This is a genomic window from Faunimonas pinastri, from assembly GCF_900110915.1.
GTDB classification, from domain to species: Bacteria; Pseudomonadota; Alphaproteobacteria; order Rhizobiales; family Afifellaceae; genus Faunimonas; species Faunimonas pinastri.
Window position 1 is genome coordinate 157087 of the sequence record NZ_FOFG01000003.1, and the last position, 14288, is coordinate 171374.

General features: G+C 64.7%; 12 protein-coding genes. 5 read left to right on the forward strand and 7 right to left on the reverse strand.

Going from position 1 to position 14288, the window contains the following annotated elements; translation table 11 throughout:
* Positions 1 to 90: 90 nt before the first annotated feature.
* Positions 91 to 1278: an ABC transporter substrate-binding protein gene (locus BMY25_RS06200; RefSeq protein WP_092495755.1), complete on the reverse strand. Its 1188-nt coding sequence runs from the start codon at positions 1276 to 1278 to the stop codon at positions 91 to 93.
* A 375-nt stretch (positions 1279 to 1653) separates the two neighbouring features.
* Between BMY25_RS06200 and BMY25_RS06205 the strand changes: the two genes are divergently transcribed.
* The gene (locus BMY25_RS06205; RefSeq protein ID WP_346432141.1) at positions 1654 to 2472 is read left to right on the forward strand and encodes a cyclase family protein; all 819 of its coding nucleotides are present in this window, start codon (positions 1654 to 1656) and stop codon (positions 2470 to 2472) included.
* 72 nt (positions 2473 to 2544) lie between these two features.
* Here the strand turns inward: BMY25_RS06205 and BMY25_RS06210 are convergent, their stop codons facing one another.
* Complete coding sequence (locus tag BMY25_RS06210; RefSeq protein ID WP_092495757.1) at positions 2545 to 3750, reverse strand: CaiB/BaiF CoA transferase family protein; 1206 nt, start codon at positions 3748 to 3750, stop codon at positions 2545 to 2547.
* Positions 3751 to 4044: 294 nt separating this feature from the next.
* Between BMY25_RS06210 and BMY25_RS06215 the strand changes: the two genes are divergently transcribed.
* Positions 4045 to 4992: a LysR family transcriptional regulator gene (locus BMY25_RS06215; protein WP_092495758.1), complete on the forward strand. Its 948-nt coding sequence runs from the start codon at positions 4045 to 4047 to the stop codon at positions 4990 to 4992.
* Between the two features lie 186 nt (positions 4993 to 5178).
* Here the strand turns inward: BMY25_RS06215 and BMY25_RS06220 are convergent, their stop codons facing one another.
* The 4 genes from BMY25_RS06220 to BMY25_RS06235 all read right to left on the reverse strand — a co-directional run bounded on the left by BMY25_RS06220 (position 5179) and on the right by BMY25_RS06235 (position 10647).
* On the reverse strand, positions 5179 to 6885 hold the full coding sequence (locus tag BMY25_RS06220; protein ID WP_092495759.1) for a dihydroxyacetone kinase family protein: 1707 nt from the start codon (positions 6883 to 6885) through the stop codon (positions 5179 to 5181).
* Between the two features lie 16 nt (positions 6886 to 6901).
* Positions 6902 to 8293 (reverse strand): FAD-dependent oxidoreductase, encoded by a 1392-nt coding sequence (locus BMY25_RS06225; protein WP_304529032.1) that lies wholly within the window; start codon positions 8291 to 8293, stop codon positions 6902 to 6904.
* Positions 8290 to 9633 carry an MFS transporter gene (locus tag BMY25_RS21070; protein WP_092495761.1) on the reverse strand — a complete coding sequence of 448 codons (1344 nt, stop codon included), beginning with the start codon at positions 9631 to 9633 and terminating at the stop codon, positions 8290 to 8292. Before BMY25_RS21070 ends, BMY25_RS06225 begins: the two co-directional genes overlap by 4 nt.
* Before the next feature lie 144 nt (positions 9634 to 9777).
* Positions 9778 to 10647 (reverse strand): IclR family transcriptional regulator, encoded by an 870-nt coding sequence (locus tag BMY25_RS06235; RefSeq protein ID WP_238858187.1) that lies wholly within the window; start codon positions 10645 to 10647, stop codon positions 9778 to 9780.
* Between the two features lie 452 nt (positions 10648 to 11099).
* Between BMY25_RS06235 and BMY25_RS06240 the strand changes: the two genes are divergently transcribed.
* The gene (locus BMY25_RS06240) at positions 11100 to 12032 is read left to right on the forward strand and encodes a dihydrodipicolinate synthase family protein (RefSeq protein WP_092495762.1); all 933 of its coding nucleotides are present in this window, start codon (positions 11100 to 11102) and stop codon (positions 12030 to 12032) included.
* Between the two features lie 128 nt (positions 12033 to 12160).
* On the opposite strand, the gene BMY25_RS06245 is transcribed toward BMY25_RS06240, so the two are convergent.
* Complete coding sequence (locus tag BMY25_RS06245) at positions 12161 to 12652, reverse strand: DUF2938 family protein (RefSeq protein WP_092495763.1); 492 nt, start codon at positions 12650 to 12652, stop codon at positions 12161 to 12163.
* A gap of 162 nt (positions 12653 to 12814) precedes the next feature.
* Between BMY25_RS06245 and BMY25_RS06250 the strand changes: the two genes are divergently transcribed.
* Entirely contained in the window at positions 12815 to 13249 is a 435-nt protein-coding gene (locus BMY25_RS06250) for a helix-turn-helix domain-containing protein (RefSeq protein ID WP_092495764.1), read from the forward strand.
* A 246-nt stretch (positions 13250 to 13495) separates the two neighbouring features.
* Entirely contained in the window at positions 13496 to 14245 is a 750-nt protein-coding gene (locus tag BMY25_RS06255; protein WP_092495765.1) for an IclR family transcriptional regulator, read from the forward strand.
* The last annotated feature ends 43 nt before the right edge of the window (positions 14246 to 14288 follow it).

Sequence of the window (14288 nt, forward strand, 5' to 3'; positions counted from 1 at the left end):
CTTCTCCCGTTTCGTGGCTGCAGGATCTGCTTCGGCCGTCGCCGTGTGCCCGCCGCAGCCGGCACCCGGGAGACCGGCCGTGCGGCTGCCTTACTGACCGATGGGTCGCCAGTCTCCATCCTTCCAGACCTGCGCGAGCGTCGGCAGGTGGGCCTGCCCATCCTTGAAGAGGAGACCGTCCTCGTGTGGCTCGAAGCGGGTGACGAGCTTCGGCACGTCCGCGACCTTCACGTTCTTCAGAGCCTCGGCCACCGCCCTGGGCTCGACGGAGCCTGCTTTCTGCATGGCCGTGAAAAGAATGTTCGCGCTGTCGTAGCTGATGCCGGTGTTTTCGCCGGGCTCGCTGCCGTAGGCCTGCTTGTACGCACCCTCGAGCGCCTTTGCTGCCGGTCCGCCTTCCTTCATGTAGAAGTCGAACTTCGGCGGAATGCCGTTGAGGACACCGTTCATGTCGGCATCGTCGATGTTCTTGACCACGGTGGTGGCAGGGGCATTCACCTCCCAGACGATGTCGCCCTTGTAGCCGAGCAGCTTCGCCTGCTTGGTGATGAGCGCGTCTTCCACCGGCGCATCGCGGAGGTAGAGCGCGTCCGGGTTCAACGACAGGACACGGGTGAGCTGCGCTGAAAAGTCGGTATCCCCGACCTTGAAGTAGCTGCGGTCGACGACCTTGTGCCCGGCACTCTCAAGCTTTTTGACGATCTCGCCTTCCGTCTCCATGAAACCGGCTGCGAGCCGGTTCGTGAGGAGCGCCACGCTCTTGTACGTCTTCATCCCGGCGATCTTCACCACCGCGTCGTCGTAGGTGCCGGCCGTGACGGTAGTGCGGAATGTATTGCGGCCGTTGACGATGCCGTTCGCGGTGGACCCATCGATGATCTGGAGCACATCGGGGTGCGATTTCATGATGGGACTGACGGCGGAGGCGACGGGGCTCGACTGCGGCCCGATGATGAAATGGACGCCGTTGGCGATCAGCTTTCGCAGGGCGGCAACACCTGCGACGCCGGTCGCCTGGTCGTCGCCGGTGGAGAGCTTGAGCTGATAGGTTTCGTTGCCGACCTTGAGGCCGCCTGCCGCGTTCACCTGCTGGATCGCGAGCTGGATTCCCTTGCTCATCGGGAGGCCGTAATACGAAGCCTGCCCCGTGATCGGGTGCAGCTCTCCCACCACGAGGTCCGCTGCAGAGGCGCTGCCGGCGTTCGCGAAAGCGATCAATCCGAAAGCTGCAAGAGTGATGTACGCCCGTTGCACGTGGTAGCTCCGTCCCTTGTTCATTATTGGTCTCTTCGGATCGGCTTTCGCGGACAGCCTCCCTTCGGCGCATCTGCCGCCGAGGGTCGGAGCCGTCGCGAAGTCCGACCGGCAGCGACGGTTTACCTTTTCCGCCGGTGCTACTAGTCGCCTTTCGAAGAAAGGATCTTTGCGTTGAGCGTGAAGCCGCGTTGGAAGAACCGGCCTGAAGGGTCGAACTGGGGGGACTTCGGGCCGGAGGACCAGATAGGCCGGCTCAATCTGCTGACGCCGGAGCGCAGACGCGCGGCGGCCGCGGAAATCCGGACGGGTCAAAGCTTCTGCCTGAGTCTCCCCCTGGATTATCCTGGCGGGACGGCCATCAACGCGTCGCGCCATCCGCCGAGGCTGGGGCCGGTGATGGATAACGGCCGGCCGAACATGAACTTCCCCTACTCCTGCAACAATCCCAGACATCTCGACGTGCTTTGCGACGACCAGGTGCTGCTGACGCTGCAATATTCGACGCAGTGGGACAGTCTTGCGCATATCGGGCAGGAGTTCGACGCCGATGGCGACGGCGAGGCAGAGATCGTCTTCTACAACGGGTTCCGGGCAAATGAAGACATTGCCGGGCCGTTGGATCACAAGAGCGGTCTGCCGACGGGGCAGGAGAGCGGGGCGCATGTCCTTGGCGTCGAACACATGGCCGAGAGCGCGGTTCAGGGCCGCGGCGTCATGATCGACCTCAAGCAGCATTTCGGAACGGACCGGCGCTTCGTTACATACGACGACCTCATGCGGGTGCTGGAAGCCGACGACATTGATGTGGAAGCCGGCGACATCGTCTGCTTCCGCACCGGGTTCGACGAGATGCTGCTCTCCATGGAAAGGCAGCCAGACGCCAGACGCCTTCGTTCGCATTTCGCCGCCATCGATGGACGGGACAAGGGCATCCAGCGGTGGATCGAGGAAACCGGCCTGGTCGCGCTGGCCGCTGATAATATCGCCGTTGAACAGACGCCGGCTCGCGATGCGGACGAGACGCGGTTTACGGCCCTGCCTCTTCACGAGCACTGCCTGTTCAAGCTTGGCATCTATCTGGGCGAATTCTGGCTCATGTCACCGCTGGCAGACTGGCTGCGGGCCAACAACCGGTCGCGCTTCTTCCTGACGGCGCCGCCGCTTCGGCTGCCGGGGGCCGTGGGTTCGCCGGTTACGCCGGTCGCAACGGTCTGACGGCCCGGGGCTGCAACTCGGGAGGCGGCGCGGGAAGCGGCTGGGTCTTGCCCGCGCCGCCGCTGTCCCGTCTCACGCGCGCCCGAGTGCTTCTTCGGCCCGGAGCGCTTCGATAGCTGCGGCGTCATAGCCGAATTCGGAGAGGATCTCATCGGTATGCTCGCCATGACGCGGCGGCGGCAGATCGGCGACCGCCGGCGTCGCGCTCATGGCAAAGGGCATCTGCACCGATTTCAGCGTGCGCTCGCCCATCCGTTGCTCGACGACTCCGCCGATCGCGGCAAGCTGCGCGTCGTCGGCCGCCTCGCCAACATCGTTGACCTTGGAGACGTTGACCTTGACGGCGCCGAGGCGATCGACAAGTTCCTTGCACGACATGGTGCGCGTCACGTCGGTGAGCGCCGCGATCAGTTCGTCGCGATGCTGGCGGCGGTCGAAGGCGGTCTTGAAAGCGGGCCTGTCGAGCTTCTCGGGAGCGAGCGCGTGGGCGCACCGCCGCCACATGTCATCGGCGGGTGCGATGATGATGACGCTGCCGTCGCGTGCGGGAAACGCCTGGTTCGGAACGCTGAGATGGTTCGCTGTTCCCATCCGCTGGCGCACCGTTCCGTCGAGCCAGTACTCGGTGTAGAAATAATTCATGAGATGCGCGCCGCTGAGCAGCAGCGAGGTTTCCACCCGCTGCCCCTTGCCGGTGCGTTCACGGTGGAAGAGCGCCGCCAGCACCGCCGAGACGAGCCCCAGGCTCGCATGGAGGTCGATCACCGCGGTGCCGGAACGCACCGCCGGTCGGTCGGACTCGCCGGTGATGCTCATCAGTCCGCTATGCGCCTGGAGCGCGACGTCGTTGGCGCCGAGATGAGACAGCGGGCCTTCGGTGCCGTAGGCGGAGAATTCGCAATAGACCAGACGGGGATTGGCGACGGCGAGCGTTTCGTAATCGAGCCCGAATTTCGCCATCCCGCCGGGGCGGAAGTTGTGAACGAGGACGTCGCATCGTGCCGCCATGTCCGCTGCGACGGCCCGGGCCGAGGGGATCTTCAGGTCGAGCACCATGCTTCGCTTGTTGCGGTTCAGCGCCAGGAAGGACGGACTGGCACCGAACTCCTCCATCGCCGTTTCGGTGACGCCGAATGTGCGCGCGTCGTCGCCGCGACCGGGTTCCTCGATCTTGATGATCTCCGCCCCCAGATCGCCGAGGACCTGGGTTGCCGCGGGGCCGGCGAAGATGCGCGAGAAATCAAGAACGCGGATACCCTTTAGGACGCTCTCCACCATCTATATCCCTGTCCGCTATCACGCTCGCGCCCCGCTTGGATGGGGGCTGTCCACAACACGCAGTCGGTAACACCGCTGATTTGGAGCCGGAACGTTCACTAAGCGGGGGCCATCTTTGCAGATGGCGGAAGAAGCTCCTGCCTGAACCCGGCTTCCGCGCTTACATTACATCTATTCCGACGCGCGATATCGTCAGGACTTGCGCAGCTTCTTTCAAAGGGCGCAAAGATCACGTTCCGAAAACCTGCCGCGACCCGAGGGTCGAAGAGCTCAGACCGGTTTCGGGGAGGAACGATGGACAATCTTCGCGCAATACGCGTCTTCGTCATGGTTGTGCAGAGCGGCAGCCTGTCCGCCGCCGGCCGCCAGATAGGTATGTCGCCTGCCTCGGTGTCGCGCTACATCAACGCACTTGAAGACGGGATCGGGAGCCGCCTGCTCAATCGCAGCAGCCGCAAGCTGACACTGACCGAAGCGGGGCACGTGTACTTCCAGCACGCCGAACAGATCCTCAACCAGCTGGACGAGGCGGAAAGCAGCATTTCCCAACTTCAGCGCTCGCCACGTGGCACGCTTCGCGTCCATTCGCGCTTGCTCTTCGGCACTCGTGAGCTTGTCCCGGCGCTACCGGCCTTCCTGGAGCAATATCCGGATATCAAGGTGGACCTGATGTTGTCGAACCAGGTCATCGATCTGGTGGAGCAGAATATCGACGTCGATATCCGCATCGGTGCCCTGGAAGACTCCTCGCTGATCGCACGCAAACTGACCGGGAGCGAGCGGGTGCTGTGCGCATCCCCCGCCTATCTGGCGCGAAGCGCGCCGATCCATGTTCCCGCCGATCTCGCTCAGCACAATTGCCTTACCTATCGGCTCAACATGGGCCGGACCGTCTGGCGCTTCGCCGACGCCAACGACATGATCTCCGAGGTGCCGGTGGATGGCGGGCTGCAGACGGACAACGGGCCGTCATTGCGGGAGTTCGCGCTGGCCGGCGTCGGTATCGTGCTGATGCCCGACTGGTCGATCCGCGAGGACCTCGCCAGGGGGTCGCTGGTGCAGGTGCTGAGCGACTACCGGGTCAGCTACGCCGCATTCGAGAACGGGATCTATGCGGTCTACCAGCCGAGCCGCTACATGTCGGCCAAAGTGCGTCTCTTCGTGGATTTCCTCGCCGAGCTCTGCCGGAGAAGGCTGGCGCCCGCGCCTTCACCGAGTGTCGTGCTTCGCGCCACCGGTTGAGGTCGTGCACCTCGCGGGCCGCCCAGACCGCGCCTCTCGTGTGATGGATGCCATGCTGGGCGGCCAGCTCCGCCCGCGTCAGGTCGCCCGTTTCCCGCCGAAAACGGATCGCACCTGTCGGTCAGCACGACGCGCCCGGGCAGGTACGGTCGCCTTTAAAGAGCGGAAGCTGACCGAGCTCCCCGCCTAGCTCCGCGTCACCGCCTTTTCCAGCGCGCGCATCCAGACGAGCACGGCTGCGGCACCCGCGTCGGGCGAGCCGATCGCCCGTTCTCCGAGATAGGCGGCGCGGCCGAGACGGGGATGCATGCGGGTCGTGGCGTCCACGCCTTCAGCGCAAGCCTGAACCGCTTTGGACAGCGCTTTCCTCGGCGACAGGCCGGCATCGAGGCCGTGCAGGAGAGCGTCGGCGGCGGGGTGAAGCGCGTCCAGCATGGTCCGGTCGCCCGGTTTGGCGCCCCCAAGCTCGCCGACGCTGGCCACCGCCATCTCGAAGGCCTCGGCCCAGTCGCGCGCGCCTGGGTTCCGCGCTTCGTCGAGCCGTCGTCCCGTGCGCATAAGGGCAACCGCGTAGAAGGGGCCGGAGCTGCCGGCGATCGCGCGGCGCAGCGCGTTGCCGAGTGCGGCGAGAAGGCTTCCGGCGCTCTGCGACGCATTCCGCGGCAGGGTCTCGATCGCTTCCGCCCCGCGCACCATGCTGGCGCCGAGATCGCCGTCACCGGTGCGGCTGTCCAGGTCCGTCAACTCCGGTTCCGCATTCCGCATCGCGGTGGCAACAGCCTGAAGCGCGGCGCGAACGAGATCGGAAGCTGGGGCCGCTCCGATATCGGCCGGCTCCTCGGTAGCCGCGAGCGGGGCGGCGCTGACGAGCTTGCGCGCGGGCTGGACGGCAATGCCCGGCTGCCAAGCGGGCGAGGTTGCGGGAGCATCCAGCAGCGCCAGCCTTTCGTCATCGAGGCGGAGCAGGCTCAGCGAGCAGCCGGGCATATCGAGCGCGGTCAGGTAATTGCCGGACCAGACGCGTTCCACCTGGAGGCGACGCTGCCGGAGCGCGGCCAGCGCGGCGCGTCCGACGATCGCCAGTTCCAGCGGCGTCGTCGCGCCGAGCCCGTTGACGAGCAGCGCGATGCGAGCGCCGTCCTTGAGGCCGAGATCGTCGGCGAGCGTCGCGATCAGCGTTTCCGTGAGTTCGTCGGCCGAGGACAGCGGACTGCGGGAGACACCCTGTTCGCCATGGATGCCGAGGCCCAGTTCCACCTCGTTCTCGGGGAGCGTGAAGCCGGGCTTGCTCGCGCCGGGCAGGGTGCAGGCGCCGAGCGCCACGCCCATGGTGCCCAAAGCCGCCGAGGCTTCCCGCGCGATACTTGCGACCTCCTGGACGGAATGGCCCTTGCGAGCGGCAGCGCCGGCGATCTTGTGGATCAGCACGGTGCCGGCGAGGCCGCGACGGCGAGCGGGTTCGACTACGTCGCGCAAGGCCACATCATCGGCCACCACGACGATCTCGACGGGAATGCCCTCCGTCCGCGCGAGCTCGGCGGCCAGGCCGAAGTTCAGGCGGTCGCCGGTATAGTTCTTGACGATGAGCACCGCGCCCGCCGGGCCGCTGGTGGCGCGGATAGCCGAAAGCACCGCATCGCTGCTGGGCGAGGTGAAGACATCGCCGGCGATCGCGCCCGTGAGCAGGCCGTCGCCGACGTAACCCGCATGCGCCGGCTCGTGGCCGCTGCCGCCGCCGGAAAGAACCGCCACAGGCCGCGCGGCCTGCTCCGGCAGATCGGCGCGGACGACGACGTTCTCGTCTTCCAGCAGCGCCAAAGCGGGGGAGATATCAACGATCCCCTCCAGCATCTCGCGCACGACGTGACGGGGATCGTTGATCAGCTTCTTCATGGATTCGGTGATTCTCTCAGCAGTCGACAGGGGCGAAATGGATCGGACGCTTGACCTGAGTTGATAGCAGAACGCCTCGTCGGACCAGCGTCTGCCGGAGAAGGGCGACATCAACGGCGGGTGCTGCCGAGTTTCCGGAGGCGGCCAAAGCCGCTGCGACGCCCGCGGCCTCTCCCGTCGCGAAGCAGGTGGCCGTGATCCGCGCCGAGCCATTCGCCTCATGCGTGGACGAAATGCACCGCCCCGCAACGAGGAGGTTGTCGATGCCGTCAACCACCAGGCAGCCATAAGGGATGTCGTAAGGTTCGGTGAGCTGCTCCGTGTGGGAAAGGCTCGGTTTGTCGGGTTCGTGGATGTCGATGGGGAACGCACCCCGTGCAATCGAGTCCGGACGAGAAACCGGATGGAGCAGGTCGTCGCGCGTCAGGGTCGCCACTCCGACGACCCGCCCGGATTCGCGTACTCCGACCCGGTCAGCCACGGCGGCGACGTAGCATTCGGCGCAGCCGGGAACCGCGTGGCGGAACCAGCGAACGAATTCGAGCACCTGGCGGCTCAGCTGTATGGCAGCGTCGCCGGTCCAGTTCTCCTCCACGTCGCCCGCGGAGACACGGCTGACATTCACGACGGCTTCTCCCCGCCGGGGCCAGCCCGCGAGGTGCATTTCGCTTCGCTGCAGGCTGAGCTGTCCGTCCTGATAACCGCGCGCCAGCAGGCTGCCGAGCCCCCAAAGGTTCACATCGCTGTCGGCCGCGTCACCGATGATATTGCCCGGCCTGAAATCGGCCGGGTTGGCGCGCGCGTAGTCCAGCAGGGCAGCGAAATCCACGCCACCGAGCTTGAAGGTCAACGAGGCGGGCTGATGCGTCCGCGCGGCATCCTCGTGAAACCTCGCCCCGGCGCGACGCGCCACGACTGCATCGCCGCTCGCGTCCACCACCTGTCCCGGTCTCAACTCGCGTCTTCCGGCAGGGGTTTCGACGGTCAGGCCGGTGATCCGATCGCCTTCCCGTTGGACCGCGACTACGGGAGAGTTCAGCCACAGTTGGACGCCGGCTTCGCCAAGCATCACCGCTTCCATGAGCGAGAGCTCGACATGGTTCACCGGTGTTCGGGTCGCGGTATAGCCGACATCGTCGAGGATATGACCGGGCGAACTTCCGAGCTCTTTCAGGCGCCCGATCAGCCGGTCGCCAAAGCCGGCGATCACCTGATTTCCATGGACGTCATGGAAGCCGGCGCTGTGCTCCAGCAGCTGCCATGCGAGGGTGCCGCCGACGTGGCCGCTGGCTTCCAGAAGAACGGTCGTCGCGCCTTCCTCGGCGGCGGCCGCCGCAGCAGCTACCCCCGCCGAGCCAGCGCCGACAACGACGACGTCGACGGTGATCGGGTTTACGGTCGCTGTCACAGGGCGACCCTCCGGCGCAGAACGACGCCGTACATGACGGAAGATACCAGCGCGAGACCTCCCGTGACGAGAATCGCGACTTCGAAGCCGCCGACATAATCGACGATCATCCCGGTGACGATGGGGGCGCATGCTCCGCCGAGGAACCCGCCGAAATTCTGGATGCTGCCGACGGAAGCCACGAACCGGGGCGTTTCCAGAACGTCGGTGGCCAGCGCCCAATAGCACCCGGAGGACAGGCTGTAGGTGAACATGCCTAGCGTCAGCAACGTGATGGCCATCGTGGCGTTGGCGCTGAAGGCCGTGGCGAGCATGGTCGCGGCGGTCAGGAGACCACCTGCGGAGACAACGGCGCGCCGCGCGGTGAAGGCTGCAACGCCCCTCTCGACCAGCCAATCGGAGAAGCGGCCACCGGACATCACGCCGACGGCGCCAGCGATGAACGGCAGGGAAGCCAGATAACCCGCATGCGAGATGGTGACGTGCTGGGCGCGCTCCAAATAGGTGGGCAGCCAGCTGATGTAGAACCAGAATACATATTGCAGGCAGAACGCGCCGATGATCATGGTCCAGATCGAAGGCTGGCGAAACAGCACCGCCCATTCACGGAAGCCGACAGGGGCCTTGGATTGTACCGCGTCGGCCTCGAAATCCTGTCCGGCCCGGATGTAGGTGAGTTCTTCGCTGCTGATCCACGGGTGGTTGCCCGGTTCGCGATACACGATTAGCCAGCCGATCAGCGCAAGGGCGCCGATAAGGCCGATGATCACGAACATTGCCGGCCAGCCGAACGGCACCATCAGCGCGGTTGCGATCGGCGGAGATAAAGCCAGCCCGATCTGGGTCGCCGCGATATAGACGCTGGTGGCGGCAGCCTTCTCGTGACGGGGGAACCACGCGTTCGTCGCCTTGAGGGCGCCCGGAAAGAGGGGCGCCTCGCTGATCCCCAACGCAACGCGCAAACCCAGGAAATGAGCCGTGGTGTTTGCAAAGCCCGTCAGCACGGAAACGAGCGACCAGAGTCCGACCGCGATCGACAGGAGAAGCTTGGGGCCGAACCGGTCGACCATCCAGCCCGTCGGCAGGTTCATCAGCGCATAGGGCCAGACGAAGGCCGAGAGCACGACGCCCATCGCGGTATTGCTGATCCCGAGATCACGCACGATCAACGGTGCGGCGACCGAAAGATTGCCGCGATCGAGATAGTTGGAGATCACCACCAGGGTGATCACGCCGATCACGAGCCAGCGCAGGTTCCGGCCTCGCGGACGTGCAGGGACCGCGGCGCTCGGCGAAACAGAGTTCAGCGCCCCGACCGGGGCGTGGATGTCGATGGACATGTCTTCCTCCCTAAGGAGCGCTTGTGCGCTCTCTTCACGGCATGGTTCTCCATGCGTACTGGGCGGGAAGATGAAATGAGCCCCTTCAGGGTGTCAACTGAAAAATGGACTTCCGTCCCGCAATTCGGAACAACAAGTATTTGCTCAGCTTGATCCGCCAAGGGCCTGACTGATGGCGTTGGCGCTGTGAATGACGATCTTCGCCGTGCTTTCCACTTCGCTCAGCGGGAGTTTCCACGCGGGACCGCTAACGCTCAGGGCCGCGAAGACCCGACCGGACGCGTCCCGGATCGGCGCTCCCACGCAACGGAGCCCCGGCTGGTGTTCTCCCTCGTCGATCGAATAGCCGCGCTCCCGCGTAGCCTTCAGGTCCGCCAGCAGTTCTTTGGGATCCGTCAGGGTGTGTTCGGTAAAGCGTGCAAGCTCGCCGCTGACGAAACGGTCGAGAGTGGCGGCATTCTGGAAGGCCAGGATCGCTTTTCCCACGCTCGTGCAGTGCGCCGGGGCGGATTCGAAGAAAGCCCGCGCGCCGGCGTCGGCGTGCGCGTCGGACCGTCCGACGACAACGGCGTGGTGACCGTCGAACACGGCGAGATGGACGCTTTGGCCACTAAGTCGACCCAGGGCGTCGACGTAGGGGCGGGCTTCCCGGTGCAGGTCCATATTGGCGAGCACCGTGTTGCCGAGTTCGAACAGCTTGAGGCCGAGCCGATAGCGGTCCCGGTCGCCTTCCTGGTCCAGGAGACCCGCCTCGCGAAGCGATGCGAGAAGCCGGTGCGTCGTGCTCTTGGGAAAGCCTGTACGCTGGCAAACCTCGGAAAGAGACAAGGTTCTCACGCTGGTGGAGAAGCAGTCCAGTACCTTCATCAGCTTGGACAGCGACTTGATGCCCTCGTCAGAGCGAGCCGAACTTGCAGGGAGGGGGGAGGTATTCACAGTGACTTCCTGTTCCGCATTGCGGGAAATGTAGTTCATCGGGCCTTGGTGCCCAAGGGCATCCTTCTGGATCAGCAAACCGTCAGGCCATGCCCGCAACGTGAATTATTGAAGTTCCACATTGTGGGATATAATTCCAATATTTTGTTGACAGGGATCGATCTCGGCGCATGATGCTCCGGCAAGCTCGCGAAATGACGAGCGTCAGCTGTGATCCGTCCCGTGCGACGGGCAGCCTGGGAGGATTTGCCGTATGGGCTCGTTCCATATCTGGTCGACGGTGTTTCCGGCGGCGAGCAACCGGTTCGCTCGGATGCTTACCGGCTCCTTGGCCGCCCGTTTACCTCCTTCGCCCCTCCATTCCGGCCAGCAGGCCGGGGTCGTGCGCGATCCGATCACCTGACATGCAAACCACCGGCGCCCAGCTCGGGCCGAAGTGGGGGCGATGAGCTTCCACCGGCCCAGGTCCGGGTTGCGCAACCAAGGGCTGCTGCAAGGCGCAGCAGGCTCCTTCTGCAACGGAGAGATCGATGACGACCACCACCCTGGAGCGGCCCGTTGCCGCCAAGCCTGCAAGCATTCGTGATACGCTGAAAGGCATCCTTCCCCCCTTCACCATGCCCTTTGACCAGCGGGGCGAAATCGTCTTCTCCGCGATCAAGGAACAGGTGGATTTCGCCGTCGGGAAGGGTGTCAACGGCATCGTCGTCGGCGGCAGCACGGGCGAGGGGCATACGCTCGGCGCGGGCGAGTTCATCAAGGTCATGGAGGCCAGCCACGAGGCCCTTGCCGGCCGTCGTCCGCTCATCGCCGGCCTGATCGTGAACAGCACGCGCGAGGCGATCGAGCGCGTCAAGGCGCTGGACGGCATGGACATTGCCGCCCTGCAGATCACTCCCGTGCATTACCTGTTCAAGCCGAGTGCGCAGAACACGGTGGAGCATTTCCGGGCTATCCACGAAGCGACCGGCATTCCGATCCTGATCTACAATGTCATTCCGTGGAACTACCTTTCCGTCGACCTCATGCTGCAGGTCATGAAGGAAGTCCCCGGTGTCGTCGGCATGAAGCAGAGCTCCGGTGACCTGAAGTCCGTTTCGGATCTCATGGGCTCGGTGTCGGACCAGAACGTGGTCCTCTCCGGCATCGACGCCCTGCTTTATCCTTCCTTCGCACTCGGCGCCCACGGCGCGATCAGCGCGCTGACGGCCGCCGTGCCGGGCGTCACGGTGAAGCTCTGGAACGCGGTCCAGTCCAAGGACTTCGACACGGCCCTCCGCATCCACAACGCTCTGAATCAGCTCTGGAACGTGCTGAAGCATGACAACCTGCCGGCGTGCGTGAAGTACATCCAGCACCGGCAGGGCCTCGGCTTCTTCTATGCCAGGGCGCCGATGGACCAGGTCAGCGACGAGCAGAAGGCCGCGATCAACCCGGCGCTCGATCGGGTCCTGGCACTCTAGTTGGAATAGGGAAGACGGATCATCCGAATCGGGCGCACCGTCTTCCCGCAATCGCCTTCGTGGCTCAGCGTCTATAGACGCGACTAGCGAGCGGCATTTGCGGGCAAGCCGCTGTTGCTCCCGCGTCTTCATCCTCCTGCAATCTGTGTCCAGGACCAGGCGCCGAGCCACAGGCCGACCCCGAACGTGACGTGCGCCGATACGCTCCGCCATCTCGCCGCCGCCGGCTTCGGAGCCCCGCGTGCCGCCATGCCGGCCCCCATTCCCGGTTGCAGCAGAAGGAAGGGGGCGGCCACCGTTCCCGCGCCGAACGAGACCGGCCAGATCGGACCCGGTCTCTGCGCCCAATCCGCCCCTGCGAGGAGCAAAAGGGTGGCGGCGAACACCATCCCGATCAGGTAGTGGGAAGCCCATCCCAAAGCCGCTTCACATGGCAAAGCGGCGCTTTCCCCAATGGGTCGATGGATCAACCTTCCCTTTGGAATATGGCCGATCCATCGGCCGACCATCGCGTAACTCAGGGAGGTGACGCCCAGGAACCTCCGCTGCGCGAAGGCAACCAGGTCCATGAAGCCGGTCGCGACAATGCCGACGAAGGCCGCGTGGAGAGCGAGGCTCATGCGTGGCCTCCGTGCCGGATCGTCAGGCACAGCCCGGCGGCGAATGCGAAGTTTCCTCTGGTCGGAGGAGTGATGGGGGAAGTGATCAATGCCTCATGTCCCTTGTCTTGATGGGCGAGGCCCGAGGAGCTGGCACTTCAAGCCAACTTGAGGTCAAGAACCATGTTGGACATTGCCGAGGTAGCCCGCAGCGGCGGACTTCCCGCCTCCGCCTTGCGCTATTACGAGGAACAGGGCCTGATCACTTCAATCGGGCGCCGGGGCCTGCGACGGCTCTTTGAGCCGGACGTGCTGATGCGGCTGTCCCTGATCTCGCTCGGACAATCCGCCGGGTTCTCGCTGACCGAGATTGCGGGCATGCTCGGGGCCGCAGGTGTCCCGAAGATCGATCGCGAGCAGCTGGGTCAAAAAGCGGACGAGCTGGACGGGAAGATCCGTGAACTCACCGCATTGCGTGACGGGCTGCGCCACGTGATGACCTGCAGTGCAACCAGCCATCTGGAATGCCCTACGTTCCAGCGGATCATGCGAGTCGCGGTCACCCGACATGTCGCGCGACGACAACATCCCGCGCGAAAGCGAACAGGCCGGAAGTAGCTTCAGCGCAGCTTTTCAGGGTCGGCGAACGACGCGATCGGGTTGTCTGCCGACGGTTCGGCTCCGGTTGCGCGAAATACGGAAGCGGATATTCCGCGACCAGGCCCGGGACGGGCGAAGCGATCTCCGAGTTCTGACTGAGGGAAGTTCAGTGCTGAAAAGTGTTGACGAGTTGGAGGTGCTGGAGGCAACGTCCCTGTAGAAGGAACAATGTCCCCGTAAGAGGGACAATCCGAGGGACGGAATGTGAAGAGCCTCGATCAAGCCTTGTGTCTGCTGGCCAGGTTTTCTGCCGACGCGCCGCTCCTCGGCGTTCGCGAGCTGAGTGCCTCCACCGGAATTTCATCCTCGGCGGTGCAGCGAATGCTCGCGACGTTCCAGCAGCACGGCTTCGTGCAGCAATGCCCCCAGACAAGGAAGTACCGTCTCGGCTCCCGCTTGTGGGAGCTCGGCCTGCTGTTTCGTCAGCAATTTCAGCTGGGGGATGTCCTGCAGGATCTGTTGCAGGCCGCGGCGGAGACGACGGGCGAGACTGTGTATCTCAATATGCTCGAGGGTGACGAAGCGCTTTGCGTTCAGATTGCCGAGAGCCCGGAGAGCGTGAAAGTCGCCATCCGGCTGGGAGAGCGGACGCCCTTGCATGCCGGCTCTCGCGGACGGGTTATGCTTGCCTTCCTGCCGCCGCCGCGTCGGGCCGCCATCCTGAACGCGGCCTTGGCCGGCATGCCGCCGGAAGAAGCCGCCGCCAGATCCGAAGGCATCGAGGCCTCCCTGGCCGAGGTTCGGGCCAAAGGCTGGTGTCAGAGCAACGGCGAGCGGCTGGACGGAGTGGTCGGCCTCAGCGGGCCGATCTTCGACCTCCAGGAGAAGGTCATCGCCTCCGTCACCGTCGGGGGGCCAGCCACGCGCATGACGAAGGCGAAGGTAGAGCGATGCCGGGCATCCGTGCTCGCGCTGGCGCACGAACTGCAGGCGCATTTTCGGAATTTCGGATGACGATACGGATGAACAGACAGCCTTTGGTCCTGAGCGATACGGG

Coding starts and splice junctions, on each gene's coding strand:
- BMY25_RS06210 (WP_092495757.1), bottom strand. CDS start 3,750: ATGGTGGAGAGCGTCCTAAAGGGTATCCGCGTTCTTGATTTCTCGCGC.
- BMY25_RS06250 (WP_092495764.1), top strand. CDS start 12,815: ATGTTGGACATTGCCGAGGTAGCCCGCAGCGGCGGACTTCCCGCCTCC.
- BMY25_RS06245 (WP_092495763.1), bottom strand. CDS start 12,652: ATGAGCCTCGCTCTCCACGCGGCCTTCGTCGGCATTGTCGCGACCGGC.
- BMY25_RS06220 (WP_092495759.1), bottom strand. CDS start 6,885: ATGAAGAAGCTGATCAACGATCCCCGTCACGTCGTGCGCGAGATGCTG.
- BMY25_RS21070 (WP_092495761.1), bottom strand. CDS start 9,633: ATGTCCATCGACATCCACGCCCCGGTCGGGGCGCTGAACTCTGTTTCG.
- BMY25_RS06200 (WP_092495755.1), bottom strand. CDS start 1,278: ATGAACAAGGGACGGAGCTACCACGTGCAACGGGCGTACATCACTCTT.
- BMY25_RS06205 (WP_346432141.1), top strand. CDS start 1,654: ATGGATAACGGCCGGCCGAACATGAACTTCCCCTACTCCTGCAACAAT.
- BMY25_RS06215 (WP_092495758.1), top strand. CDS start 4,045: ATGGACAATCTTCGCGCAATACGCGTCTTCGTCATGGTTGTGCAGAGC.
- BMY25_RS06240 (WP_092495762.1), top strand. CDS start 11,100: ATGACGACCACCACCCTGGAGCGGCCCGTTGCCGCCAAGCCTGCAAGC.